Annotated in this window: 23 protein-coding genes; 3 read left to right on the top strand and 20 right to left on the bottom strand. The window is 68.1% G+C overall.

Annotation, left to right across the window (positions count from 1 at the left end; all coding sequences use genetic code 11):
- Positions 1–9: 9 nt before the first annotated feature.
- The 5 genes from V6D91_RS04495 to V6D91_RS04475 form a co-directional block, all read right to left on the bottom strand.
- A complete protein-coding gene (locus V6D91_RS04495) occupies positions 10–654 on the bottom strand; it encodes an OmpA family protein (protein WP_347318154.1) in 645 nt (214 codons plus the stop codon).
- Between the two features lie 61 nt (positions 655–715).
- Positions 716–1,720, bottom strand: coding sequence for an integrase core domain-containing protein (locus V6D91_RS04490; RefSeq protein WP_347318152.1), 1,005 nt, complete (start codon positions 1,718–1,720; stop codon positions 716–718).
- A 53-nt stretch (positions 1,721–1,773) separates the two neighbouring features.
- Entirely contained in the window at positions 1,774–2,979 is a 1,206-nt protein-coding gene (gene bioF / locus V6D91_RS04485; protein WP_347318150.1) for an 8-amino-7-oxononanoate synthase, read from the bottom strand.
- Between the two features lie 379 nt (positions 2,980–3,358).
- Complete coding sequence (gene bioB, locus V6D91_RS04480; RefSeq protein ID WP_347318149.1) at positions 3,359–4,363, bottom strand: biotin synthase BioB; 1,005 nt, start codon at positions 4,361–4,363, stop codon at positions 3,359–3,361.
- A gap of 4 nt (positions 4,364–4,367) precedes the next feature.
- Positions 4,368–4,841, bottom strand: a complete 474-nt coding sequence (locus V6D91_RS04475; RefSeq protein WP_347318148.1) for a hypothetical protein — start codon at positions 4,839–4,841, stop codon at positions 4,368–4,370.
- A gap of 14 nt (positions 4,842–4,855) precedes the next feature.
- Between V6D91_RS04475 and V6D91_RS04470 the strand changes: the two genes are divergently transcribed.
- Positions 4,856–5,554 (top strand): ComF family protein, encoded by a 699-nt coding sequence (locus V6D91_RS04470; RefSeq protein ID WP_347318146.1) that lies wholly within the window; start codon positions 4,856–4,858, stop codon positions 5,552–5,554.
- A gap of 14 nt (positions 5,555–5,568) precedes the next feature.
- Here the strand turns inward: V6D91_RS04470 and V6D91_RS04465 are convergent, their stop codons facing one another.
- From V6D91_RS04465 to V6D91_RS04420, 10 genes are all read right to left on the bottom strand, one after another.
- A complete protein-coding gene (locus V6D91_RS04465) occupies positions 5,569–6,909 on the bottom strand; it encodes a sensor histidine kinase (protein ID WP_347318144.1) in 1,341 nt (446 codons plus the stop codon).
- Positions 6,906–7,577, bottom strand: a complete 672-nt coding sequence (locus V6D91_RS04460) for a response regulator transcription factor (RefSeq protein WP_347318143.1) — start codon at positions 7,575–7,577, stop codon at positions 6,906–6,908. The genes V6D91_RS04465 and V6D91_RS04460 overlap by 4 nt, the downstream gene beginning before the upstream one ends.
- Positions 7,578–7,604: 27 nt before the next feature.
- Positions 7,605–10,670: a CusA/CzcA family heavy metal efflux RND transporter gene (locus tag V6D91_RS04455; RefSeq protein ID WP_347318141.1), complete on the bottom strand. Its 3,066-nt coding sequence runs from the start codon at positions 10,668–10,670 to the stop codon at positions 7,605–7,607.
- A complete protein-coding gene (locus tag V6D91_RS04450) occupies positions 10,670–11,752 on the bottom strand; it encodes an efflux RND transporter periplasmic adaptor subunit (RefSeq protein WP_347318139.1) in 1,083 nt (360 codons plus the stop codon). Before V6D91_RS04450 ends, V6D91_RS04455 begins: the two co-directional genes overlap by 1 nt.
- On the bottom strand, positions 11,749–12,948 hold the full coding sequence (locus V6D91_RS04445; RefSeq protein WP_347318137.1) for a TolC family protein: 1,200 nt from the start codon (positions 12,946–12,948) through the stop codon (positions 11,749–11,751). Before V6D91_RS04445 ends, V6D91_RS04450 begins: the two co-directional genes overlap by 4 nt.
- A gap of 216 nt (positions 12,949–13,164) precedes the next feature.
- Positions 13,165–13,989, bottom strand: a complete 825-nt coding sequence (gene aroE / locus V6D91_RS04440; protein ID WP_347318135.1) for a shikimate dehydrogenase — start codon at positions 13,987–13,989, stop codon at positions 13,165–13,167.
- 58 nt (positions 13,990–14,047) lie between these two features.
- On the bottom strand, positions 14,048–14,935 hold the full coding sequence (locus V6D91_RS04435; RefSeq protein WP_347318133.1) for a phosphoribulokinase: 888 nt from the start codon (positions 14,933–14,935) through the stop codon (positions 14,048–14,050).
- A gap of 98 nt (positions 14,936–15,033) precedes the next feature.
- Complete coding sequence (gene trmB / locus V6D91_RS04430; RefSeq protein ID WP_347318132.1) at positions 15,034–15,738, bottom strand: tRNA (guanosine(46)-N7)-methyltransferase TrmB; 705 nt, start codon at positions 15,736–15,738, stop codon at positions 15,034–15,036.
- Positions 15,738–16,526, bottom strand: a complete 789-nt coding sequence (locus tag V6D91_RS04425; RefSeq protein WP_347318131.1) for a thiazole synthase — start codon at positions 16,524–16,526, stop codon at positions 15,738–15,740. The genes trmB and V6D91_RS04425 overlap by 1 nt, the downstream gene beginning before the upstream one ends.
- On the bottom strand, positions 16,523–17,575 hold the full coding sequence (locus V6D91_RS04420) for a folate-binding protein (protein WP_347318129.1): 1,053 nt from the start codon (positions 17,573–17,575) through the stop codon (positions 16,523–16,525). Before V6D91_RS04420 ends, V6D91_RS04425 begins: the two co-directional genes overlap by 4 nt.
- 302 nt (positions 17,576–17,877) lie before the next feature.
- Here V6D91_RS04420 and V6D91_RS04415 point away from each other — a divergent pair, with 302 nt between their 5' ends.
- A complete protein-coding gene (locus V6D91_RS04415) occupies positions 17,878–18,327 on the top strand; it encodes a protein YgfX (protein ID WP_347318127.1) in 450 nt (149 codons plus the stop codon).
- Positions 18,328–18,400: 73 nt separating this feature from the next.
- Here the strand turns inward: V6D91_RS04415 and V6D91_RS04410 are convergent, their stop codons facing one another.
- From V6D91_RS04410 to pilB, 5 genes are all read right to left on the bottom strand, one after another.
- Positions 18,401–18,859 (bottom strand): transposase, encoded by a 459-nt coding sequence (locus tag V6D91_RS04410; protein WP_347318125.1) that lies wholly within the window; start codon positions 18,857–18,859, stop codon positions 18,401–18,403.
- 192 nt (positions 18,860–19,051) lie between these two features.
- On the bottom strand, positions 19,052–19,663 hold the full coding sequence (gene coaE, locus V6D91_RS04405; protein WP_347318123.1) for a dephospho-CoA kinase: 612 nt from the start codon (positions 19,661–19,663) through the stop codon (positions 19,052–19,054).
- A 3-nt stretch (positions 19,664–19,666) separates the two neighbouring features.
- A complete protein-coding gene (locus V6D91_RS04400; RefSeq protein ID WP_347318121.1) occupies positions 19,667–20,545 on the bottom strand; it encodes an A24 family peptidase in 879 nt (292 codons plus the stop codon).
- Between the two features lie 4 nt (positions 20,546–20,549).
- The gene (locus V6D91_RS04395) at positions 20,550–21,770 is read right to left on the bottom strand and encodes a type II secretion system F family protein (protein ID WP_347318120.1); all 1,221 of its coding nucleotides are present in this window, start codon (positions 21,768–21,770) and stop codon (positions 20,550–20,552) included.
- A gap of 224 nt (positions 21,771–21,994) precedes the next feature.
- Entirely contained in the window at positions 21,995–23,704 is a 1,710-nt protein-coding gene (pilB, locus tag V6D91_RS04390) for a type IV-A pilus assembly ATPase PilB (RefSeq protein ID WP_347318118.1), read from the bottom strand.
- A gap of 224 nt (positions 23,705–23,928) precedes the next feature.
- On the opposite strand from pilB, the gene V6D91_RS04385 reads away from it, so the two are divergent.
- Positions 23,929–24,322: Uma2 family endonuclease (locus tag V6D91_RS04385; protein WP_347318116.1), on the top strand; the 394-nt coding region annotated here is incomplete at its 3' end.

Here is a 24,322-nt window from a genome sequence, read left to right as displayed (position 1 = left end):
GCGGGCCTCCTACTGGTTTGGGATCACGATGATCTCCACCCGGCGGTTCTGTGCACGGCCCTCGGCGGTGGCGTTGCTGGCGATCGGGCGGCTCTGGCCGTAGCCCACCGCGTACATGCGCTCGGGTGCGACACCGCGGCTGGCCAGGTAGCTGCGTACGGCGTTGGCGCGGTTCTCGGACAAGCGCTGGTTGGCTTCCATGCTGCCGGTGCTGTCGGTATGGCCGGCGATCTCGATGCGGGTGCGGTCATACTGGCGCAGGGTCTGGGCCACACTGTCCAGGGTGCGCATGAACTGCGGCTTGATGTCCGCGCGGCCCACGTCGAAGCTGATCTGGTCCGGGAAGCTTAGGACGATGTTCTCGCCCTGACGGGAGACATCGATGCCGGTGCCTGCCGTCTGCTGGCGCAGGGCGCGCTCCTGCTCGTCCATGTAGTTGCCGATGGCACCGCCGGCCAGGCCGCCGACTACCGCGCCGAGGATGGCGCCCTCGGTCTTCTGGCCTCGCCCGGCGATCGCGCTGCCGAGCACGGCCCCGGTGACCGCCCCGATGCCGGCGCCGGTGGTGGTCTGGGGGCGTTCCTGATAGGTCTGGCAGCCGGCCAGGGCGACGGCGGCGGCGAGCAGGGGCAGGGCAAGGATGCGAGTATTCATGGCGAGACTCCTGTGTCGTTGTGAGCGCCTTTCCTGAGATTAGGACGCAGGACGAAGGTTCTCAAGGGCGTGTTTGGGTCCAGTACCTTTGGCACTCAGGGTGGTTTTGAAGGAGCCATTGTACGGGAGAGAGGAGGCCCAGGCTGTGGTGGGGGATGACGGTGTTGTAAGCGATGCACCACTCGGCGAGTTTTTTGTTGAAGGCGTGGATGTCGGTGAACAGCAGGTCCTCGTGGTAGTCCACGAACTGCTCCTGCACGGTCCGGTTGAAGCGCTCAACATGGGCGTTCATCTTCGGTGAGCGCGGATAGGTCCAGAAGTGGGTCAGGCCATGCTTTTCAAGCAGGGCATGGAAGTGTTTCTTGAACTCCGGGCCGTTGTCGGAGAGGACGTAGAGCACACGCGGGGCGCTCATCGGCTGCTGGGGTTCAGAGAGGCCAAGGATCAGGGCCTCCAGGGCTTGCGCGGTCGCCTGGGTGGTCTTGCTGGGCAGGGCCACCGCAAAGCCCATGCGGGAGACCGGATCAAAGAGCGAGAGGATGTAACGCCGCACACCATCGAGCACCCGCTCGATGGTGTCCAGCGCCCAGAGGGTCATCGGGGCGGCATGCAGGTCTTTGGGCTTGCGCGCCTTCTTGAGCTTCTCCTGACGGGGCTTCTTGGGGCGCCCGCGGGCATCGAGCTTTTGCGGCGCAAAGCGCATCTTGTCCGGCTCCCGCGCAATGATGCGGCCGATGGTGGAAACGGAGGGAACAGGCAGCCCCCGGGCCTCGCACCAAGGGGCGATCAGCACATGCAGCTTGGCCTTCCCCAGGTTGGGGTGGGCTTGCCGTAGAAGGCGAATCTGGCGTTTAACGCAGGTGGGCGTGGTCGGTGCACGGCACGTCTTGGGGCGGCTGGAGCACGCTGCCAGGGCCGCTGGGTTGCTCGAAGCATCCTTCACGGCCTTCTTCCAGCGGTAGAGCGTGCGCCTGGATACCCCAAAGGCCTCCATGGTCGCCTCGAGCCCGTGTTTGTCCCAAAACTGGAGAATCTTGAAACGTTCTTGAGCATCTTTCGGAGTCATCGCCCAAAGATGACCAAGTTCAGCGATCCGGTAAAACCCCCGGATCCCGTAACCTACTCGATGGATTTGCATGGCTCTCCTCCCGAAGGTGAGGAGTGCCAAAGGTTTCTGAACTTACACAGGGCGGTAAGCAGGATGTCCAAATCCTGCAGGCTATGGGCGGCGCTGAAGGTGACACGGAGGCGTGCCGTGCCTTGCGGCACAGTGGGCGGGCGGATGGCGGTGACCTGAATCCCGGCATCCCAAAGTCGCTGACTCAGGCCCAGGGCCTCGCCTGCATCGCCGACCAGGATCGGCTGGATCGGCGTGTCCGAGGGCATCAGGCGCAGGCCGAGCTGCTCGGCGCCCGCCCTGAAACGGGTGATCAGGGTGCGGAGGTGCTCGCGCCGCCAGGGTTCCTCGTCGACCAGGTGCAGGCTGGCGCGGGTGGCCTCGGCCAGCGCGGCGGGCATGGCGGTGGTGTAGATGTAGGGGCGGGCGGCCTGGATGAGCCATTCGATCAGGTCTGCATCCCCAGCGACGAAGGCCCCGGCGGTGCCGAGCGCCTTGCCGAGAGTGCCCATCAGCACCGGGACCTCCATCGCGCCGAGGCCGAAGTGCTCGACCGTGCCGCGCCCGCGCGCCCCGAGCACGCCCAGGCCGTGGGCGTCGTCCACCATCAGCCAGGCATCGTGTTGATGGGCGAGGGTGGCAAGGGCCGGCAGCGGGGCAAGATCGCCGTCCATGCTGAACACGCCGTCGGTGACGACCAGCCGCTCGCCGGCACCGGACTCGGCCAGCAGGCCCGCCAGCGCGTTAGCATCGGCATGGGGGTAGCGTTTGAAGCGTGCGCCGGAGAGCAGGCCGCCATCCAGCAGCGAGGCGTGGTTGAGGCGGTCCTCGAACACCGCGTCGCCACGACCGACGAGTGCGCCAATGACCCCAAGGTTGGCCATGTAGCCGGTGGAGAACAGCAGCGCCCGCTCGCGCCCGACAAAGTCCGCAAGCTCCTCCTCCAGGGCCTGATGGGCGCGGGTGTGGCCATTGACCAGGTGGGCGGCGCCGCTGCCCACCCCGTACTGCTCGGCGCCCTGCTTGAAGGCTGCGATGACCTGGGGGTGGCTGGCAAGGCCAAGATAGTCGTTGCTGCAGAAACTGAGCACCGGCCGGCCGTCCACGACCCGGTGTGGCGTGGAGGGACCCTCCGCCATGCGCGGGCGGCGGTAGAGGTGGGCGGCGTGGCGCTCGGCGAGGCGCTGGCGCAGGCGTTGGTCTTTCATGGGCGATCGACAAACGAAGGTTGGCTGAACACCCCCTCTCCCGCAAGCGGGAGTTCTCGACGGCCTCACCCCGCAGGGGCTTCCGGCATGGAAGCCGGAAGGGACGGAGAGGAGGGATCATGGGTCGGGGGAGAGGGAAACATCCCCCGCAAGGCCGCCCTTCGGGGTTCCCGTGCCGAGACCGCCTCCGGGAGGCCGGTTCGACGCCACATCCTGTGGCGGCGAACCTCAAACGGCCCTCCCTGGCCGTTTGACCTCCCTCCGGTCGGCCTCGTCACGGCGCGGCCGAGGGGGATTTTCCCTCTCCCCCTGCCCCTCTCCCTGAGGGAGAGAGGTGTCCAGCCAGCCTTGTTGTTCAACTCATCCAGCGCCCCACCCCTCAGGCACACAGCGTATCCATCGCCCCGCAGCTTGCGCAGGAGCCGCCATCGTGGTGGGCCTCGATGCCCTTCAGGCCCAGGCGGCGGAACAAGGCGCTGTCGTGGTCCTCATCCGGGTTGTCGGTGGTCAACAGCTTGCCGCCGAAGAAGATCGAGTTGGCGCCGGCGTGGAAGCACAGCGCCTGCAGCTCGTCGCTCATCTCGGTGCGGCCGGCGGACAGGCGCACGTAGGACTTGGGCATGAGGATGCGGGCGACGGCGACGGTGCGCACGAACTCGAACGGGTCGAGCTTCGCGGTGCCGTGCAGCGGGGTGCCCTCGACCTGCACCAGGTTGTTGATGGGCACCGATTCCGGATGCTTCGGCATATTGGCCAGCTGCTGCAGGAGCCCCGCCCGGTCGCGGCGGGACTCGCCCATGCCGACGATGCCGCCGGCGCATACGTTCAGGCCCGCTTCGCGCACGTGCTTGAGGGTGTCCAGGCGGTCCTCGTAGGTACGGGTGCTGATGATGGCACCGTAGAACTCGGGCGAGGTGTCGAGGTTGTGGTTGTAGTAGTCCAGTCCGGCTTGCTTCAGGCGCTGGGCCTGCTCGGCCTTGAGCATGCCGAGGGTGACGCAGGTCTCCATGCCGAGGTCCTTGACCGCGCGCACCATCGCCTCGACCGTCTCCAGGTTCTTGTCGGTGGGGTTGCGCCAGGCGGCGCCCATGCAGAAGCGGGTGGCGCCCTTGGCGCGCGCCGCGCGGGCCGCCTCCACCACCTCCTCCAGCGGCAGCAGGCGCTCCTTCTCAAGGCCGGTGTCGTACTTGGCGCTCTGTGGGCAGTAGGAGCAGTCTTCCGGGCAGGCACCGGTCTTGATCGAGAGCAGGGTGGAGACCTGCACCGTGTTCGGGTCGAAGTGTTCGCGATGCACGCTTTGCGCTCGGAACAACAGGTCGTTGAACGGCAGGTCGAACAGGGCGAGGATCTCCTCGCGGCTCCAGTCGTGGCGGATGACGCTCATGGGCTCAGTGCTCCTCAACGCGGGCGGGGACCTGCAGCGGCCGCCAGTCGTCGCGCTGGATCCTGCGCAGGTCCAGGATCGACCAGGGGATCAGGATGGCGGCGGCCACGGCCCAGAAGGCCTGGTAATAACGGATGTCGGCGGGGAAGAACGCGCCGATCACCACCAGGCTGCCGGTGATGGCGTAGAAGCGGTAGGCCGCCCACTGGGTGTAGTGGCCGACCTTGGGGTTGGGGTGGTGCTTGTTCAGCGCATACAAAAGCATCGAGCCGCCGAACCAGAGGATGATGGGGATGATGGCCGCGGCGGTGGCGAAGATCATGGTCCGGCCGCTGGCCGAGCCCGCGAGCAGCAGGGGGATGCCCGCCAAGGTGATGACGATCAGGTTGCCGTAGTTGAACCAGGAGGCCGCGCGGCGCTGGTTGGCTGCCGGAAGAATTTCGCCGCCAGTGCTAGAGTCGGATGGATGTTCGTGCATGGAGGGCCCCCGCAATGCGCATGGAATGGAACAGGGCGTTCGGCAGTATAACGGATTGGCTCCTGCCCCGCCGCTGCCTGCTGTGCGATGCCCCGGCGGGGGGCGACAACCTCTGTCCGGCCTGTTCGGCCGAATTGCCGCGGGTGCCGCTGGCTTGCCCGCACTGCGCCCTGCCGGTGGTCACGCCCGGCGTGTGCCCGGCCTGCCTGCGCCAGCCGCCGCCCTTCGATGCCGCCCTCGCGCCCCTGGAGTACAGCGGGGCGGCGCGGTACCTGCTCACCCAGTTCAAGTTCCACGGCCGCCTCAGCCACGGTATGCCGCTGGCCTGGCCTCTGCTGGCGTCCGTGCGGGAGCGAGGGGACCGCCTGCCGGAAGCGCTGCTGCCCGTCCCCGTCCACGCCCGGCGCCTGCGTGAACGCGGCTACAACCAGGCGCTCGAGCTGGCCCGGCCCCTTGCCCGTGTGCTGGGCCTGCCCCTCCTGCCTCACAGCCTGCGGCGAATCCGCGTGACCTCACCGCAAATGAACCTGCCCGAGGCGGCGCGCGCAGCCAATGTGCGCGGGGCCTTCGCCGTGTTGCAGCCGCCACCTGCCCATGTGGCGCTGGTGGACGACGTGCTGACCACCGGGGCGACGGCGGGGGAACTCGCCCGGGTGCTCAAGGCAGCCGGGTGTGCGCGGGTGGAGGTGTGGTGCGCCTGCCGGGCGGTGTAGAGGGCGCGAGGGGCTCAGCGCGCGGGGAGCGGCAGCCTCACCTCGACCCGCAGCCCGCCCAGCTCAGGGCTGGGGCCGAAGTGCAGGCTGCCACCGTAGGCCGCGACGATCTGCCGCACGATGGACAGGCCCAGCCCATGTCCGGGACGGCTCTCGTCCAGGCGCTGGCCGCGCGGGGTGTCCTGGTTGAGGCGTTCGGTGTCGGCCCCGGGGCCATCGTCCTCGATCAGGGCCGTCAGCTGCCCCTCCGCGGGGCGCAGGGTCAGCCGCACTCGTGTTTGTGCCCATTTGCCGGCGTTGTCGAGCAGGTTGCCGAACAGTTCGAGCAGGTCCTCCCGGTCGAGGGGGAGCAGGAGGTGCTCCGGTGCCCGCATCTCGAACGCGAGTTCCCGGTCGCGGTGGACCAGGCGCATGGTCTGCAGCAGTTCCTCGAGCGTGGGCGCGGCATCCAGCAGGGTCAGGCCGGTGGTGCCCGGCTCACTCCAGCGGGCATGGCGCAGCTCGCGCTGGATGATCTCCTCGATGCGCTGCAGGGCGGCCTCCGCCGCGGCAGGCAGGGGCGAGGGCAGGCTTTGGCGCAGCGCGGCCAGGGGCGTTTTGAGCGCATGGGCGAGGTCAGCCAGGGCATGGCGGGAGCGCTCGATCCGGCGCGTCTGGCGCTCGAGCAGGGCATTGAGTGCCCGCACCAGCGGGCGTAGTTCGTTCAGCCGGGGATGGGGCAGCTGCTGCAGCTCGTTGCGCTCGAGCCGCTTGGTATCCCGCTCCAACTGCTTGACCGGCTGCAGCAGCCAGCGCAGGAGCAGGAACTGGCCGCCGAGCAGCAGCAGGAACAGGGCGAGCGAGAGGGCGATGAAGCGGGTGCGGAAGGTCGCAAGGTGGGCCTCGAGGTCGTCCAGGCTCTCGGCCAGCAGGAGTGTGCCGCCCTCAGGAAGGTCGCGGCGCAGGATCAGAAGCGGCTCCTCGCCATGACCCTGGGCGGTGTGGCCGTGCCCGCTGCTCTCCGCTTGGGGGGCGCGCGGCATGGCGGCCTCGCTCACTCCGGAGGTCTTCGGCATGGGCAGGGCGCGCCCGCTGCTGGAGGGCGAGGTCAGGGTCTGCCCGCCCAGCACCAGGGTGTAGTAATGCCCGCTGCCCGGACGCTGGTAGATGGGCGGGATCAGTCGCGCCTCGAGCCAGGGGCGCCCGGCCTCGATGTGCAGGGCATCCGTCAGCCATTCCGCATCATGTTCCAGGCGGGTGGCGATGTAGTCCTCCGTGGTCAGGCGCGGGGCGCGTTCGGTGACGAATCCGTGCAGCAGCACCAGGAGCGCCAGGCTCGCCCCCAGCCACCAGGCCAGCCGGGCATACAGGCTCATGCGCCCTCTCCGGGGAGGAAGACATACCCCTGGCCGCGGCGGGTCTGGATGCTGTCACGGCCGAGCTTGGCGCGCAGGCGGTTGATGTAGACCTCCAGCACATTGCTGCCAAGCGCGTGGCCTTCGTCGTACAGCCGCTCCTCCAACCAGGCCTTGGCCAGCACCTGGCCCGGGTGGAGCATGAACAGGCGCAGCAGGCGGAACTCCATTGCGGTCAGCGGGATGCTCGAACCATCAGCTCGTTGCGCCTCCTGGCGGCCCTCGTCCAAGGTGAGACTGCCCGCGCGCAGGGGGCCGGGGGGGAGGCCGTGTGCGCGGCGCAGCAGGGCCGTCAGGCGGGCAACCAGCTCCTCGGGGTGGAAAGGTTTGGTCAGGTAATCGTCCGCCCCGGCATTGAAGCCATCCACCTTCTCGTGCCAGGCATCGCGTGCGGTCAGGATCAGCACCGGCAGACGCACCCCGGCTGCACGCCAGGCGCGGAGGACCTCCAGGCCGGAGCATCCCGGCAGGCCGAGATCGAGGATGACCGCATCATGCAGGCCCTCCTGGCCGAGAAAGCGTGCCTCGGGGCCATCACGGGCACGGTCCACGGCGAAGCCGGCGCGCTGCAAGGTCGTTTGCAGCGCGGTGGCGAGGGTGTCGTCGTCTTCGGCCAGCAGGATGCGCATGCCACGGATGGTGGCGCAAAACGGGCGTCAGGTCGATGGGGTGGCGCTTCGAGCTTCACCGAAACGCTCGTACAGCACCGGCAGCAGGATCAGGGTCAGCAGGGTGGAGCTGATCAGCCCGCCGATCACCACCACCGCCAGCGGGCGCTGGATCTCGGCCCCCGGCCCCTGGGCGAACAGCAGCGGCACCAGCCCCAAGGCGGCGATGGTGGCGGTCATCATCACCGGCCGCAGGCGGCGGCGGGTGCCTTCCAGCACCGTGCTGCGCAGATCCAGCCCATTCTCGCGCAGGTGGAGGAAGGTGTTGACCAGCACCACGCCGTTGAGCACGGCAATCCCGAGCAAGGCGATGAAGCCCACCGAGGCCGGGACGGAGAGATATTCCCCGGCAAGATAGAGGGCCAGGACGCCACCGATCAGGGCCAGCGGCACGTTGACCATGACCAGCAGGGCCGGTCGCAGGCCGCCGAAGGTCGCCGCCAGCATCCCAAGGATCAGCAGCAGGGCGGCGGGCACCACGATGGAAAGACGCTGCATGGCGCGCTGCTGATTCTGGAACTCGCCACCCCAGGTCAGGCGGTAGCCCGGCTCCAGGGGTACGGCCTGCGCCACCTTCTGCTGGGCTTCCTGCACGAAGCCGGCGAGGTCGCGGCCGCGCACATTGCAGAGGATGACCACGTTGCGCGCCGCCTGCTCGTGCTGAATCAAGACCGGGCCATCGATGTTTTCCAGCCGGGCGAGCTGGCCCAGGCTCACCTGCTGCCCATCCGGCAACACCACGGGCAGGGCGGCCAAATCTTCGGGCGTCTGCCCCGCCGGGGCCTTGAGGATCAGCGGGATGCGGCGTAGCCCCTGCTGGATTTCGCCCACCCGCAAGCCTTCCAGCTGGGCGCGCAACAGGCTCGCCACCTCGTCCACCGAGAGCCCCAGGCGGTTGAGTTCCGGGCGGTTCAGCGTCACCGTCAGGTAGCGCACGCCCTCGGCCTGGGTGGTGAACACGTCCTCCGCGCCAGGGATGCCCTCTAGGGTGGCGGCGATGGCGGCGGCCTTCTCGTTCAGCACGGAAAGCTCGGGGCCGAACAGGCGGATGGCCACATCGCCGCGCGCGCCGATGATCATCTCGGAGACGCGCATCTGGATCGGCTGGGTGAAGCCATACGTCACCCCCGGGAAATCCTCCATCACCGTGCGGATGCGGTCCATCAGGGCATCCTTGTCGGGCACGCTCCAGGTGTGACGCGGCTTGAGCACCAGGAAGCTGTCGGTCTGGTTCAGGCCCATCGGGTCGAGGCCCAACTCGTCGCTGCCTGCGCGGGCGATGATGGCCTCGATCTCCGGCACCCGCGCAAGCAGTGCCTGCTGCACGCGCTGATCCAGGGCGAGCGAGGCATCCAGGTCGATGGACGGGTGTTTTTCCAGCTGCAGGATCAGTGAGCCCTCGTCCATGGTCGGCATGAAGGTCTTGCCCGCCTGGGCGAGGGCCAGGGCCGCAATCACCACACCGATCAGCACTCCACCCATCAGGCTGCGTGGATGGCGGAGGGCCCAGTGCAGGGCGGGATCATGCACCTTGTGCAATCCCCGCACCAGGCGGGATTCATGGTGTGCGCCCGGTTTGAGTAGCCCGACCGAGAGTGCCGGGATGAAGGTCAGGGACAGGAGCAGCGAGGCGCCTAGGGCGATGATGATGGTCACCGCGACGGGGGAAAACAGCTTGCCCTCCAGCCCCTGCAGGGTGAGCAGCGGCAGGAACACGGCGGCGATGATGAACATGCCGCTTACGACCGGCTTGGCGACCTCAAAGGTGGCGGCACGCACGGTGTCGGTCAGGCTGCGCCCATTCTGCTGACCGAGCTGAGCGACGATGTTCTCCACCACCACCACCGCGGCGTCGACCAGCATGCCGAGCGCGACCGCAAGCCCCCCGAGGCTCATCAGGTTGGCGCTCATGCCAAGCTCACGCATGGCGAGGAAGGTGGCGAGCGCCGCCAGCGGCAGGATCAGCGCGACGGCCAGGGCGGCCCGTGCCTCGCCCAGAAACAGCACCAGCATGATGACCACCAGCACCACCGCCTCGATCAGGGCCTTGCTCACGGTGTGGGTGGCTTGATCGACCAGATTGCCGCGGTCGTAGAACACCTCGATGTGCACGCCCTCCGGCAGGCTGGGCGCCAGCTCGTCGAGGCGTGCACGGACCCCCTCGACCACCGCCCGGGCGTTCGCCCCCCGCAGCCCCAGCACCAGGCCCTCCACCGTCTCGCCCTGACCATTGCGGGTCACCCCGCCGTTGCGGGTGAGGCTGGCCAGGCGCACCTCGGCCACCTCGTCCACCCGCACGCTGCCGCCCTCGCGGGTCGGCACGCGCAGGCTGGTCAGATCCTCCAGGCTGCTGGCGCGGCCGATGACCCGTACCAGCAGGGCCTCCTCGCCTGCGGTCAGCCGGCCGGCGCCATCATTGCGGTTGTTGCTCATGAGGGTGGTGCGCAAATCCTCGATGCGCACCCCGCGCGCGGCCATGCGCGTGGGGTCGGGGGCGACCTCGAAGGTCGCCACCCGTCCGCCGAGGGCGTTCACGTCCGCCACCCCGGGCACGGTGCGCAGGGCGGGGCGGATCACCCAGTCAAGCAGGGCGCGGCGCTCCTCCAGCGACTGCGGCCCCTCGATGGTGAACATGAACATCTCGCCAAGCGGCGTGGTGATCGGCGCAAGCCCCCCCTCCACGCCCTCCGGCAGGCTGCCCATCACATTCGCCAGCCGCTCCGCCACTTGCTGGCGGGCCCAGTAGATATCGGTGCCATCGGCGAAGTCCACGGTGATGTCGGTCAGGCCATACTTGGCCACCGCGCGCAGCATGGTCTGTTTGGGCAGGCCTAAAAGCTCGGTCTCGATGGGGATGGTCACCCGCCGCTCGATCTCCTCCGGCGTCAGCCCCGGCACCTTGAGAATGATCTTCACCTGCGGCGCGGAGACGTCCGGAAAGGCGTCGATCGGCAGGTTCAGCATGGCGTACGTGCCCAGCGCCGCCAAGACCGCCCCGAGGATCAGGGTCAGCAGGCGCCGGCGCAGGGCGAGGTCAATGAGCGCGTCGAGCATCATTTCGCCTCATGCTGGGCCTGCCAGGCGGCCTTGAGCGCCATGGCCCCCAGGGTGACGACGCGATCCTCCGCCGACAGGGCACCCTCGACCAAGGCGGCCTCCCCGCTTCGGCCGCGCAGCACGACGGGCCGGGGCAGCAGGCCTTCCCGGCGTTGCACGAAGACCACCTCGTTGCCATCGAGGTTCACCAGCGCGCTGCCCGGCACCCGCCAGAGGAGACCGGTTTCATCGAAGCGCACCTGCACGCGCTGGCCCGGGCGCAGCGTGCCGCCCTGATCGAGTTCGATGCGTACCCGCACGGTCTGGCGCTGGGCCTCGGCGGTCAGGGCCACGGCCAGGACCCGGCCGGCCATGGCTCCGGGCTGGATCTCGGCCCGCTGCCCCGGCTGCACCTGCCCCACCTGCTCGAGCGGCAGCTCGGCCTCCACCCAGCGGCGTTCGGTGTAGCCCAGTTCGGCGGCGGCCGCCCCCTCGTCCAGCCAGGCGCCGGGGGTGGCGTGCAGCAGCAGCAGGCTGCCCGCACGGGGGGCGCGCACGACCAGCTCGGAGACGACCTTGCCCTGAAGGGTCTGGCGTGGGTCGAGTCCGGCGAGCTTCAGGCGCGCGGCCAGACCCTGGCTTTCCGCCTGGGCCTGGCGCAGCCCGATCTCGGCCTCCCGCAGACGGCGCTCGACCCCGATCCCCTCGCGCACCAGGCGCTGCTCGCGGGTCAGGGTCTGCCGGGCCAGATCCTCGCTGGCCTGCGCGCGCAGGTAATCCTGCACCAGTTGCACCAGCGTCGGACTGTAGAGGGTCAGAAGCGGCTGCCCGGCCTGCACCACCTCGCCGCTACTTGCGTGCACGCGCACCACCCGGCCGGGCAGGGGGGCGATCAGCAACTCGTGCCCATCTGGCGGCAGCAGCACCGTCCCCGGCCAGGCACTGCCCGAGGCCGAGGTGGCCGGGACGGGGGCGGCGAAGCGCAGCCCAAGGGATTCGATCTGGGCGGGGGTCAGCTCGAGCTCGAGGGTCTCGCCCGCCAGGGCAAGGGCCGAGCAGCCCAAGAGGGCCAGTCCGGTGAGCAGGGAGCGAAGGTTCATGGCAAGACGCCTTGGGCCTGGTTGAAGCGTGCAATCCAGCGGCCGACCTCAAGCTGGCCCAGGCGCGCCGCGCGCTCGGCCTCGAAGGTCCGCCGCATTACGTTGACGTAATCGAGGGTGTCCATCTCCCCCTCCTCCAGTCGCCGCCCGGCAAGCCGCAGCTCCTCGCGCGCGGACTGGGCGCGGCGCTGCACCAGCTCGGCCTGCTTGCGCGCGGCTTCCAGCCCCAGGGCGGCCTGCTGGCGTTGCCCCTGCCATTCCCGCGCCAGCCGCTCGAGACGCACCGCCGCCTCTGTCTCGGCATAGCGCAGGGCGGCCTCGGCGGCCTGGCGGTGACGCTCCCACGGCAGGGGCAGGCTCAGGTTGAGGGCAAGGGCCTCCCGCGTCGGACTGTCCGGGGATTGTTCATGCCGGGCCATGAGGCCGAGCGCGGGCGTGCCCTTGGCCGCCAGCACGCCGGTTTCCCGTTCGGCGCGCGCGCGCTCCAGGCTTTGGCGGGCCTGGGTCCACGGGGGGAGCTCATCGAGGGGGCGTTCGGTGGTCAAGGCCTCCGCCGTCACGGTCGGCGGGGCCTCCTGCCGGCTGACCCGCCGCCAGGTCGCCAGGGCCTGACGCAACTCGGCATGCGCCACCTCCAGCTGGGTGTCGAGCTCCAGCAGCACGCCGTCGAGGGTGACCAGGTCGGCGCGTGGGCGCTCGCCCAGGGCGACCAGCCGGGTTAACCGCTCCTGCCCCTGGCGGGCCTCCTGACTTGCCGCCTCCTGCGCGGCCACCGCCGCCTCCGCCAGCGCGACCTGCCAGGCCGCCTCGCGCAGCTGGCCGGCCAGTTCCCAGGCGATCAGGCGCTGATCCTCGCGTGCCTGGCCGTCGATGCGGCTGGCCAGGCGGCCTTGGGCATCGGCCTGGCCGGAGCGCCAGAGCGGCAGCTCGACCCCCGCGCTCCATTCGCGGTATTCGCCAAAGCCGCCTTGGTCGCGCCCGCCCTGCGATCCCAGGACGAGTGCGGGGGGCGCCGCGAGGGGGCCCTCGGCTTGCGCCTGGATAGCCTGCGCTTCACCCTGGCGAGCCTCCACCAGGGCCTGTTCGGGGGCCTGCGGCAAGGCCTGGCGCAGGGCGTCGGCCAGCCCGATCCTGTCCTCGGCCAGGGCGAGGGCGGGAAGGCTGAGCAGCAGGATGAGCAAGGCACGGTGTTTCATGCCTTGATTGTGGCACGCGCAGGCTTAATGCAAGCTGAATGCGCTGCTGCACGGTCACCGACGCGGGTGAATCGGCCCGGGGGGCGGGCCTCCTACACCCCAGGCCGTGGTGGCAACGCGCGCGCCACGAACGGGCGCCGGATCATCGGTCGGGGGACTCCTACCCCGTGGCGTAGGAGCGCCGCCCCCGGCGCGACCCCTCGGTTGGGGGCGCCCTCAGGCGGTGTGACTGGCGCCCAGGGCCTGGCGCACCGGGGCGGTATCCGGGCGCACCCCGCGCCAGCGGTAGAAGCTCTCCGCCGCCTGCTCGACCAGCATCCCCAGTCCATCCAGCGCAAGCCGGGCGCCGTGGGCCTGCGCCCAGCGCTGGAAGGGTGTGGGCTCGCTGCCGTAGGCCATGTCGTAGGCCACCGCCCCTTTCCCCAGAAGGTCGTCGGGCAGCGGCGGCAGCTCACCGGTGAGGCTGGCTGAGGTGCCGTTGATGATGAGATCGAACGGCCCCGCGAGGGCCTCGAACCCGCAGCCGTGCACCGGCCCCAGGTCGGCGAAGTCGGCGGCGAGCTGCTCGGCCTTGTCGGCGGTGCGGTTGGCGATGACCAGCGCAGCGGGCCGCTCGGCCAGGAGTGGGGCGAGCACGCCGCGCACCGCCCCGCCGGCACCAAGGATCAGCACACGCTGGCCCTCAAGCGGTACCCCATGGCCGAGCAGGTCGCGCACCAGGCCCGCGCCGTCGGTGTTGTCGCCCTCGATCGTCCCGTCCGCATGGAAGATGAGCGTGTTGACCGCCCCGGCGCGGGCCGCGCGCCCGCTCAGGCGGTCGCAGAGTTCAGCCGCCTCGAGCTTGAATGGCACGGTGACGTTCATCCCCCGCCCGCCTTCGGCACGAAAGCGCAGCACCGTCTCGCGGAAGCCATCCAGGGGGGCGAGGATGCGCTCGTAGGTCATCGCCTGTCCGGTCTGCTCTGCGAACAGGGTGTGGATGAAGGGGGACTTGCTGTGGGCGATGGGGTTGCCGATGACGGCGTAGCGGTCGGGCGTCATGGAGGGCTCCATAAAAAACCCCGGCCAGGCCGGGGTCGTTTTCCAGAAGGGGCGGAAATTACTTGCCGCGGCCTTCGATCAGCTGATGGATCATCGGGGCCAGGATCAGCTCCATGGCGAAGCCCATCTTGCCGCCCGGAACCACGATGGTGTTCGGACGGGACATGAAGGAACCCGGGATCATGGACAGCAGGTACGGGAAATCCGCGCGCTTCGGGTTGCGGAAGCGGATCACCACGAAGCTCTCGTCCGGGGTCGGGATGTCGCGGGCGATGAACGGGTTGGAGGTGTCCACAGTGGCCACACGCTGGAAGTTCACGTCGGTGCGCGAGAACTGCGGGGTCACGTAGTTGATGTAGTCCGGCATGCGACGCAGGATGGTGTCCACGATCGCTTCGGCGGAGTAGCCGCGCTCCTTGTTGTCGCGGTGGATCTTCTGGATCCACTCCAGGTTGACCACCGGGACCACGCCCACGCCCAGGTCGACGTGCTGGGCGACATCCACCGTGTCGGTCTTCACCAGGCCGTGCAGGCCTTCATAGAACAGCAGGTCGGTGCCTTCGGGGATGTCTTCCCACGGGGTGAACTCGCCGGCCTTGAGGCTGGTGCCCAGGCGGGCGTTGTGCTCGGCGGCTTCCTCGTCGCTGTGCAGGTAGTAGCGCTTCTTGCCGGTGCCATCCTTGCCGTAGGACTTGAACAGATCGGCCAGCTTGTCGAAGTGGTTGGCTTCCGGTCCGAAGTGGCTGAAGTTGTTGTTGCCCTCGGCCTCGGCCTTCTTCACGGCCTCGCGGAACTCGACGCGGTTCAGGCTGTGGAAGCTGTCGCCCTCGATGATGGCGGGGTTGATCTTCTCGCGGCGGAAGATTTGCTCGAAGGCGCGCTTGACGGTCGTGGTGCCGGCGCCGGAGGAACCGGTCACCGCGACGACGGGATGCTTCTTGGACATGGAGGGGTCTCCCGGGACAAGGGTGAGAAATGGAAAAAATCCGGCCGATTCTAAGCCCTTGTTCCCCGCTTGACAAAGACGGTGGCGAAGGGGGACGGTCAGGCCCTGCGTGTGTAGAGCAGATCCCAGACGCCGTGTCCAAGCTTGAGGCCGCGACGCTCGAACTTGGTCTCCGGCCGCCAGGCCGGCCGGGTCGGGGCGAAGGCGCCAGGGCCGTGCACGTTCTCGAACGCGGGGGAGGCCTCCAGCACCTCACGCATGTGTTCGGCGTAAGGCTCCCAGTCGGTCGCCAGGTGCCACAGCCCGCCGGGTTTGAGGCGCGAGGCGACCAACTCGGCAAAGCCCGGCTGCACGATGCGGCGCTTGTGATGGCGGCTCTTGTGCCAGGGGTCGGGGAAGAACAGCAGCAGGCGGTCGAGACTAGCCTCGGGGATGCGCTGCTTCAACAGATCCACCGCATCCGTGTTCGCCACGCGCACGTTGGTCAGGCCCTTCTGCTCGATGAGTTGCAGCAGGTGGCCGACGCCGGGGCGGTGCACCTCCACGCCAAGGAAGTTCAGCTCGGGGGCCGTTGCGGCCATGGCCGCGAGCGACTCGCCGTTGCCGAAGCCGATCTCCAGCGTCACCGGGTGGTCGTTGCCGAACAGGGCGGCAAGGTCGATCGGCCCCTCGCCTGCGGGCAGGCCAAAGCGCGGCAGAAGCTCGTCCAGCGCGCGCTGCTGGCCGACCGTCAGGCGGCCTTCGCGGCGGACGAAGCTCTTGATGGTTCGCCGGGGGGGCGTGTGCTCGGCCGCTTCGCTCATCAGAAGAACAGCCCCTCGGTCGGCGAGGAGGCCGAGGCGAAGCGGCGGCGCGGCATGCGCCCGGCCTTGTAGGCCAGCCGTCCGGCGATGATCGCGTGTTTCATCGCCGCGGCCATCATCACCGGGTCCTTGGCCTCGGCGATGGCGGTGTTCATCAGCACGCCGTCACAGCCAAGTTCCATGGCGATCGCCGCATCCGAAGCGGTACCCACCCCGGCATCGACGATGATCGGCACCTTGGCGTTCTCGACGATGGTGAGGATGTTGTACTTGTTCTGCACCCCGAGCCCCGAGCCGATCGGCGCGGCCAGCGGCATGACCGCGACGCAGCCGATCTCCTCCAGGCGCTTGGCGATGATGGGGTCATCGGAGGTGTAGACCATGACCTTGAAGCCGTCCTTCACCAGGATCTCGGCGGCCTGCAGGGTGGCGGTGACGTCGGGGTAGAGGGTCTTGGGGTCGCCCAGGACCTCCAGCTTGACCAGGTCGTGTCCGTCCAAAAGCTCGCGCGCCAGGCGGCAGGTGCGCACTGCATCGTCCACGGTGTAGCAGCCGGCGGTGTTGGGCAGCAGGGTGTATTTCGAGGGCGGCAGCACGTCGAGCAGGCTGGGCTCGTTCGGGTTCTGCCCAAGGTTCACCCGGCGCACCGCTACGGTGATGATCTCCGCCCCGGCGGCCTCGGTGGCCAGGCGGGTCTCCTCCATGTCCTTGTATTTGCCGGTGCCGGTGAGCAGGCGGGACTGGTAGGCGCGGCCGGCGATGATGAGCGGGTCGTTGAAGGCGGTCATGCTGCGTCGTCCTCAAGGGCATAGGGCAGGGGCAGGCGCGCAAGCTCGGGGCCGTCCACGGCGCCCAGATGCAGCGCACCTTCCGTCAGGGCGGGCAAGCGTACCACGGCGAGCAGCACGATGCCGCCGTCTGGGTGGGGGGCGGCTCGCACCACCGTGCCGACGGCCGTTTCGGGGTCATCACCAAACACAGCCTGGCCGGGCTGGGCATTCTCCGCCGCCTTGGCCCGCAGCAGGGCCATGCGCCGGTTGGGTTTGCCCAGGTAGTGCATGCGCGCCACCACCTCCTGGCCGGGGTAGCAGCCCTTCTTGAAGCTCACCCCGCCGACGCGCTCGAGGTTCGCCATCTGCGGCACAAAGGCCTCCACGGTCTCGGGGTAGACCTCGGGCAGGGCGGCGAGGGTGTCCAGAAGCTCCCAGCACGCCGCGCCCGCCGGCACGGCATGCACGTCCAGCCGTTGCCAGAGCTTCTGCATCGGCTCCAGTTCGCCGTAGAGTTCGAAGCGCGGGCTGGGGCCGGGGATGCGGAGCACGGTCACCCCACCCTCGGTGCGCACCTCATCGATGGCCGCCGGCGGCTCGCCCCAGGCTTCGCGCAGCAAGCCTTCCGCCCGCTCGCCGGCCAGGCCAAAGCGCACCAGGGCCTCGCCGGCGGACTCCAGGGTCACCTTGCTGCGCAGCACATACATGCGCAGGCGCTTGAGGGTAGGCTCGACCAGCGGGCGGGGCAGGCTCAGGTAATACACCCCCTCGCGCCGGAACAGCCGCATCAGGGCCAACATGCGCCCCTTGGGGGTGTTCAGGCTGGTGAGCTGGCTGCGGGTGGCGCTCACCTGGCGCACGTCGTTGGAGAGCATGTTCTGCAGGAAGCCTTCCGCCTCCTCCCCCATCACCGCGATCAGCCCGCGGTGACCGAGGTCGGCGATGATCTCGCCGGTGAGGCTCAGGGCAAGCTCCTGGTCGGGGTTGCCGAAATGGGCGACGCGGGCCTGGTCCGCATCCCACTCGGCGCCGCGCTGCTGCAGAAAGGTTTTCCACTCGGGTTTCATGGGGCTCTCCGGAAAGCGGTGCGATCTGGCGTGAACGGGCTGTTCGCGGCATCTTAGCACCACGCCGGGCGGGTGCAGCCCGGCAAGGTTCAGGGAGAGCAGGCAAGCGCATGAGCCTGGTTCATCGCTCTGAATACCCGCGTAGGAGCGGCGCCCTCGCCGCGACAGGCATGTCGAGCTGGAGCGATCGGCCCGAGGGCGGGCCTCCTACACCCCAATAGCCCCCCTTTGCAGGCTGGGTTTTCGCCTGTTGCGCGCGCTCCAGAACCTTCATGCGATAGCCCTGTGCAGGGAGAACAACGATGCGCAAACACTCGCCCATCCTACTGCTCAAGCCCCGCCGCTCGCCCACGCTGGTGGTGGCCATCCTGCTCGTCCACGGACTGGGCGTGCTGGCCCTGGGGCTGTCCGCCCTGCCGGGGCCGGCGGCCTTCGGCCTGAGCCTGACTCTGGCCGCCAGCGCCGTACTTGCCCTGCGCGGCATGCTGCCGGTGCGGGAGATGCAATGGGGGGACGGGGCCACCTGGCACCTGATCCTCGCCAACGGCCAGGTGCGCCGGGCGCTGCTCGATGTGCAGGCCAGCCGCAGCCTGCCGTGGTGGGTGAGCCTGGCCTTCCGGCTGGAGGATGGAGGGCGTCTGCATGTGCCACTGCCGCGCGATGCCTTGCCGCCGGATGATTTCCGCCGCCTGCGCGTGCGTTTGCGGGTGGAAGCAGGGGCGCTTGTAGGAGGCCCGCCCCCGGGCCGATGAACCAGCGCCCGGTCGCGCCGAGGGCGGCGCTCCTACAACCGGTCTGTAGGAGGCCCGACCGCGGGCCGATGGATCATGGCGCCTTTTCTTGAGCCAACCACACCGCGTCCCAATGGGAATAATCCCCAACCCGCTGAACCAAACCCGCGCGGACAGGATTGAGGATCACATAACGCGCCACTGCACGCAGGTCTTCATCCCGGCGCAAGGCATGATCATGAAAGCCTGCCTGCCAACGTAACCCTGCAATGCGGCGAGCACTGATGGATTTGATGGTGCCGACGACGGCACTCAGCGGGCGCCGCTCCCCAAGCTGCATGAGCCAATGCACATGGTCTGGCATCAGCACGTAGGCCAGGGTCTGTGCGTCGCCCAAGGATGCGGCTGAGCGCAGCACCTGCACCATCGCCCGGGCCTTCATCAGGTCCTGGAATACGCGCAGGCGCTGGGCCGTGACCGTGGTCACAAGATAAATCCGTCCGGCTTCGGAGCATCGCCCGTATCGTAAGCGGCATCCATGGGGTCCTTCCATGTATCCCTTTTCCTCCGTGGGGTGCGATGTTTTTGTGCCAAGCGATCTCGGGCGCCCGGTCGCGCCGAGGGCGGCGCTCCTACAACCGAGGGGTAGAAGGCCCGCTCCAGGACGATGAGCCGACGTTCCTTCGCGCCGAGGGCGGCGCTCCTACAGCCACGGGTGTAGGAGGCCCGCCCTCGGGCCGATAGCTTAGGCGGCCAGGCCGGCGTATAGCCGGTGGAGCCTTTCCACCTGCTCCATCAGGTCATCAGGCGCACCCCGGTTGTTGATCACATCGTCCGCACGTGCAAGCCGGGCCTCCCGGCTGGCCTGGGCGGCGAGCATGGCGCGGGCAAGGGGTTCCTCCACCCCGTCCCGCGTCATCAGCCGCTGAAGCTGGAGGTCTTCCGGCAGGTCCACCACCAGCACCCGGTCGAGCAATGCATCGTAAGCCCCGGTCTCGACCAAGAGGGGGATGACCACCAAGGCATAGGCAGGGGGCGGTGTTTGCAGGCGCAGGGCCTCAAGCCGCCGCTGGACCTCGGCACGAATGCGGGGATGGAGGATGGACTCAAGTACTTTGCGCGCGGCCTCGTCGGCAAAGATGCGCTGGCGCAGCCAGGGGCGGTTGAGGGTACCGTCCGTGCTCAGGGCGTCGGGCCCGAAGCGTGCGGCGATCTCCGCCAGCGCCGGCTGGCCGGGGGTGACCAGCTCGCGGGCGATCAGGTCGGTGTCGATGACCGGCACACCGTCGGAAGCGAACAGGCTAGCCACGGTGGACTTGCCGCTCGCCACCCCCCCGGTCAGGCCGACCACCAGCATGGCTTACGGCCGGAGGCCGCCGCCGAGGTAGAGCGCGGTGATGGCGTCGCCCCAGAAGAACCAGATCAGGCCGGCGATGGCGAGGTAGGGGCCGAACGGGATGGGCGTGTTTTTGTCGCGCCCGCGCAGCAGCATCAGACCGATGCCGATGACGGCGCCGACCAGGCTCGAGAGCAGGATGACCCCTGGCAGGGCCTGCCAGCCCATCCACGCCCCGAGCGCGCCCAGGAGTTTGAAGTCGCCGTAGCCCATCCCCTCCTTGCCGGTGAGCAGGCGAAAGCCGTGGTACACCGCCCACAGCGCAAGATACCCTGCCGCCGCGCCGATCACCGCATCCGGCAGGGACGCGAACAGGCCGCCCACGTTGAGCAGCAGCCCCAGCCACAAGAGCGGCAGGGTGAGCTGGTCCGGCAGGAGCATGGTGTTGAGGTCGATGACCGTCAGCGCCAGCAGCACCCAGACGAACACCAGCGCGAGCAGTAGGGGCCAGCCGAACGGGACCTGGCTGGCGGTCAGCACCGTCAGGCCCGCCGAGGCAGCCTCGACCAGCGGGTACTGCGGCGAGATGCGCGTCTTGCAGTGGGCGCAGCGCCCGCGCAGCCAAAGGTAGCTGATGAGCGGCAGGTTTTCCCACCAGCGCAAGGCATGTCCGCAAGCTGGGCAGTGCGAGGCCGGGATGGCGAGGTTGAAGCGCTGGCCGTCGGCCTCGTCCACCGGCTGGCCGAGGAATTCCTGGCACTCGGCCTTCCAGCGCGCCTCCAGCATCTTCGGCAGGCGCAGGATGACTACGTTGAGGAAGCTGCCCACCATCAAGCCGAGCACGGCCAGGCTGGTGTAGAGCAGGACGGGGGAGGTTTCGAGGGCGTGGAGCAGGGCGTCCATGACCTTACACCACCGAGCCGAGCTTGAAGATCGGCAGGTACATGGCGATCACAAGACCGCCGACCACCACGCCGAGGAAGGCCATGATCATCGGCTCCATCAGGCTGGAGAGCGCGCTGACCATGTTGTCCACCTCCTCCTCGTAGATGTCGGCGACCTTGCTGAGCATCTTGTCCAGCTCGCCCGTCTCCTCGCCGATGCCCACCATCTGCACCACCATCATGGGAAACAGGCCGGACTGCTGCATGGAAATGCGCATCTGCTGGCCCTGTGCGGTCATGTCGCGCATCTCCAGCACCGCTTTCTCGTACACATGGTTGCCGGTGGCCCCGGCCACCGAGGACATGGCCTCCACCAACGGCACGCCGGCGGCGAACATGGTCGAGAGGGTGCGGGCAAAGCGCGCGATGGCCGCCTTATGGGTCAGCGGGCCAACCAGTGGCAGGCGCAGCACCAGCCGGTCCAGGGCCTGATTGAAGGCCTGGGAGCGTTTCTTGAAGAAGAAAAAGGCATAAATCGCCACGCCGATGCTGCCAAAGATCACCCACCAGTACTGCTGGAAGATCTCCGAGAGGCCGATCACCATCAGGGTGAAGGCCGGCAGGTCGGCGCCGAAGCTGGAGAACAGGTCCTTGAACTGCGGGATGACAAAGATCAGCAGGATGGCGGTGACGATGAAGGCCACCACCAGCACCGCGGCCGGATAGAACAGGGCCTTCTTGATCTTCTTCTTCAGGCTCTCGGTCTTCTCCTTGTACACCGCGATGCGCTCGAGGATGGCCTCCAGCGCGCCGGCATCCTCCCCGGCCTTGACCAGGCTGACATACAGCTTGTCGAAGTAGAGGGGGTGGCGGGCCAGGGCATTGCCTAGCGAGATACCGCCCGCCACGTCGTCCTTGATCTCATTGACCAGCTTGGCCATGGCGGGCAGCTCCGCGCTCTGGGCGATGATCTCCAGACCCTGCAACAGCGGCATCCCGGCCTGGAGCATGGTGGCGAGCTGGCGGGTGAAGGCGGCGATGTGGGCGGGCTTGATCTTCTTGCCCTTGCCGCCGATCAAGGGCTTGGGCTTTTTCTTGATCTTCAGCGGCAGGGTGCCCTGCTGGCGCAGGATATTGCGCGCCTGCATCTCGCTGATGGCGAGCACCTCGCCCTGGATGCGCCTGCCGGTCTTGTCCTTCCCTTCCCAGACGAAGGTGATCTTGTTCTCGCCTGCCTGTGCCATGGCTTGCCTCATGCTTGTGTGCCCGCTGATTGTAGGCCCAGTGTCTTGGCCCTGATAGCGCGGTGTTTAGGATGCCCTGTCTCACCCGAGGCTTCTCCCCTCCCCCTTGATGGGGGAGGGGTTGGGGGAGAGGGTGATAACTCGTTGCAACGTGCTCCCCTCTCCCTAACCCTCCCCCGCCAGGGGGGAGGGGACGCGCCACATCCGGGAGGGTTCGGCGTTTCTCAGTCCTTCGTCACGTTGTTCAGCTCTTCCAGGCTGATGATGCCCGCCTTCACCTTCAAAAGCCCCGCCTCGCGCAGGTTGGGGATGCCTTCCTTGCGCGCCTGGTCGGCGAGGTCGATGGAGGTGGCGCCGGACATGATCAGGCGCTGCATCTCCTCGGAGATCGGCATCACCTGATAGATGCCGGTGCGGCCCTTGTAGCCATTGTTGCACTGCTCGCAGCCCACGGCCTTGTAGATCGTCATCCCCTTGTCGATGTCGACTGGAGTAAAGCCCTCACGCAGCAGTTCATCACGCGGCACCTTGTCCTCGGTCTTGCAGATGGGGCACAGCTTGCGCGCCAGGCGCTGGGCAATGATGAGGATGACCGAGCCTGCGATGTTGTAAGGCGGCACCCCCATGTTGGCCAGGCGGGTGAGGGTCTGCGGCGCGTCGTTGGTGTGCAGGGTGGAGAGCACCAGGTGACCGGTCTGGGCCGCCTTGATCGCGATCTCGGCGGTTTCCAGGTCGCGGATCTCGCCCACCATGATCACGTCCGGGTCCTGGCGCAGGAAGGCGCGCAGCGCCTCGGCAAAGGTCAGGCCCGCCTTCGGATTGACGTTCACCTGGTTGACGCCCGGCATGTTGATCTCCGCCGGGTCCTCGGCGGTCGAGATGTTGCGATCCTCGGTGTTCAGGATGTTCAGGCCCGTGTACAGACTCACCGTCTTACCTGAGCCCGTCGGGCCGGTCACCAGGATCATGCCGTAGGGCTTCTTCAGCGCATTGAGGTAGAACTGCTTCTGCTCCGGCTCATAACCCAGCGCGTCAATGCCGAGCTTGGCGCTGGACGGGTCGAGGATACGCAGCACCACCTTCTCGCCAAACAGGGTGGGGCAGGAATTCACGCGGAAGTCGATGGCGCGGGTCTTGGACACCGCCAGCTTGATCCGTCCGTCCTGCGGCACGCGGCGCTCGGCAATGTCCATCCGGCTCATCACCTTCACCCGGGCGATGATCCGCTCCGACCAGCCCTTGAGCTGGGGACCGGAGGCGATCTCCCGCAGCTCACCGTCGATGCGAAAACGCACGCGGAAAGTGTGCTCATAGGGCTCGAAGTGGATGTCGGACGCCCCCTTCTGGATCGCCTGCATGAGGATGCCGTTGACGAACTTGACCACCGGGGCGTCGGAGACATCCGCCTCGGCAACCTTGCCTGCCTCGGCCTCCTCCACCACGTCCAACTCACCGAGGTCATCATCCAGCCCATGCATCATCGACGCCGAGCTGCTGCTCTCCAGCAGCTTCTCGAGCAGGGTGGCGAGCTTGTCCGCCGGGGCAATGACCGGCTCGATGGCAAGGCCGGAGGCGAAACGGATCTCGTCCAGCGCCTGCTGTTGGGTGGGGTCCGCCGCCGCCACGAACAGCTTGCGTCCGCGCTGATGCAGGGGCAGGACCTTGTGCTTGCGCAGCAGGTCCTCCTTCACCGCCTGCAGCGGCAGTTGCGCGGGGTCGAAAGCCTCCAGCTCCACCAGCGGTAGGCCGAACTCCAACGCCACGATCTCCGCCGCTCGGCCAAGATCAACCTTACCCTCGGCCGCCAGCACGTGCAGGAAGGACTGCTTGGTTTTCAGCGCCTCGGCAAAGGCCCGGCTGGCCGCCTCCTCGGCGAGAAGACCCGCTTGCACCAACTGCCTGGGCAGACCCGTCAATACGGGGGCTTGAGCCATGAGATCATCCCTATGCAAAACCCGACAAAACCACAGGCAACCTTAACGTAAGGCGCGGCGGGGTGGTAGGGTGTTGAGGGCCTGGACAATCGCATGAACCCGATCCATCGTTCGGAACCCCCGTGTAGGAGCGGCGCCCTCGCCGCGACAGGCCTATCAAGCGCGGGCCATCGGCCCGAGGGCGGGCCTCCTACCCCGCAAAGTCCAAGTGAGGAGCACGAGCCATGCATGCCCTGGTGCAGAAACTCCAACTAAGCGTTGAAGAATACCTCGAAGGCGAACTCGAAAGCCGCATCAAGCACGAATACCTCGCCGGCGAGGTCGTGGCCATGGCCGGCGCGAGCGACCGGCATGGCCTGGTCGCGATGGCCCTCGGAGCCCAGCTCTACCCCCACGCCCGCAAGCGCGGCTGCCAGCTCTTCATGGCCGATATGAAGGTCAAGGTCATGGACGATGGGGATACCTATTTCTACTACCCCGACCTTGTGCTGACCTGCGACTCGAATGACCGCGAATCGCCCTACTACCGCACCAACCCCTGCCTGATTATCGAAATCACCTCCGGGTTCTACCCCGATAGCACGGACACTTCAGAGAAGTCCCATAATGGGGGCGAGG

It is taken from the genome of Thiofaba sp. EF100 (genome assembly GCF_039822285.1).
Classification (GTDB): domain Bacteria; phylum Pseudomonadota; class Gammaproteobacteria; order Halothiobacillales; family Halothiobacillaceae; genus Thiofaba.
The sequence above is the reverse complement of the archived record's forward strand: the minus strand, read 5'-3'. Positions and strand labels throughout refer to the sequence as shown.

What these genes read in the sequence shown, in the direction of transcription:
- coaE (WP_347318123.1), bottom strand. Translation starts at nt 19,663, where the DNA reads ATGCTGGTGGTCGGCCTGACCGGGGGGGTGGCGAGCGGCAAGTCCACC.
- V6D91_RS04455 (WP_347318141.1), bottom strand. Translation starts at nt 10,670, where the DNA reads ATGCTCGACGCGCTCATTGACCTCGCCCTGCGCCGGCGCCTGCTGACC.
- pilB (WP_347318118.1), bottom strand. Translation starts at nt 23,704, where the DNA reads ATGGCTCAAGCCCCCGTATTGACGGGTCTGCCCAGGCAGTTGGTGCAA.
- V6D91_RS04450 (WP_347318139.1), bottom strand. Translation starts at nt 11,752, where the DNA reads ATGAACCTTCGCTCCCTGCTCACCGGACTGGCCCTCTTGGGCTGCTCG.
- V6D91_RS04475 (WP_347318148.1), bottom strand. Translation starts at nt 4,841, where the DNA reads ATGCACGAACATCCATCCGACTCTAGCACTGGCGGCGAAATTCTTCCG.
- V6D91_RS04400 (WP_347318121.1), bottom strand. Translation starts at nt 20,545, where the DNA reads ATGGACGCCCTGCTCCACGCCCTCGAAACCTCCCCCGTCCTGCTCTAC.
- V6D91_RS04395 (WP_347318120.1), bottom strand. Translation starts at nt 21,770, where the DNA reads ATGGCACAGGCAGGCGAGAACAAGATCACCTTCGTCTGGGAAGGGAAG.
- bioF (WP_347318150.1), bottom strand. Translation starts at nt 2,979, where the DNA reads ATGAAAGACCAACGCCTGCGCCAGCGCCTCGCCGAGCGCCACGCCGCC.
- V6D91_RS04420 (WP_347318129.1), bottom strand. Translation starts at nt 17,575, where the DNA reads ATGAAACCCGAGTGGAAAACCTTTCTGCAGCAGCGCGGCGCCGAGTGG.
- V6D91_RS04470 (WP_347318146.1), top strand. Translation starts at nt 4,856, where the DNA reads ATGCGCATGGAATGGAACAGGGCGTTCGGCAGTATAACGGATTGGCTC.
- V6D91_RS04415 (WP_347318127.1), top strand. Translation starts at nt 17,878, where the DNA reads ATGCGCAAACACTCGCCCATCCTACTGCTCAAGCCCCGCCGCTCGCCC.
- bioB (WP_347318149.1), bottom strand. Translation starts at nt 4,363, where the DNA reads ATGAGCGTCATCCGCCACGACTGGAGCCGCGAGGAGATCCTCGCCCTG.
- V6D91_RS04445 (WP_347318137.1), bottom strand. Translation starts at nt 12,948, where the DNA reads ATGAAACACCGTGCCTTGCTCATCCTGCTGCTCAGCCTTCCCGCCCTC.
- V6D91_RS04425 (WP_347318131.1), bottom strand. Translation starts at nt 16,526, where the DNA reads ATGACCGCCTTCAACGACCCGCTCATCATCGCCGGCCGCGCCTACCAG.
- V6D91_RS04410 (WP_347318125.1), bottom strand. Translation starts at nt 18,859, where the DNA reads ATGGAAGGACCCCATGGATGCCGCTTACGATACGGGCGATGCTCCGAA.
- V6D91_RS04465 (WP_347318144.1), bottom strand. Translation starts at nt 6,909, where the DNA reads ATGAGCCTGTATGCCCGGCTGGCCTGGTGGCTGGGGGCGAGCCTGGCG.
- aroE (WP_347318135.1), bottom strand. Translation starts at nt 13,989, where the DNA reads ATGACGCCCGACCGCTACGCCGTCATCGGCAACCCCATCGCCCACAGC.
- V6D91_RS04460 (WP_347318143.1), bottom strand. Translation starts at nt 7,577, where the DNA reads ATGCGCATCCTGCTGGCCGAAGACGACGACACCCTCGCCACCGCGCTG.
- trmB (WP_347318132.1), bottom strand. Translation starts at nt 15,738, where the DNA reads ATGAGCGAAGCGGCCGAGCACACGCCCCCCCGGCGAACCATCAAGAGC.
- V6D91_RS04495 (WP_347318154.1), bottom strand. Translation starts at nt 654, where the DNA reads ATGAATACTCGCATCCTTGCCCTGCCCCTGCTCGCCGCCGCCGTCGCC.
- V6D91_RS04435 (WP_347318133.1), bottom strand. Translation starts at nt 14,935, where the DNA reads ATGTCCAAGAAGCATCCCGTCGTCGCGGTGACCGGTTCCTCCGGCGCC.
- V6D91_RS04490 (WP_347318152.1), bottom strand. Translation starts at nt 1,720, where the DNA reads ATGACTCCGAAAGATGCTCAAGAACGTTTCAAGATTCTCCAGTTTTGG.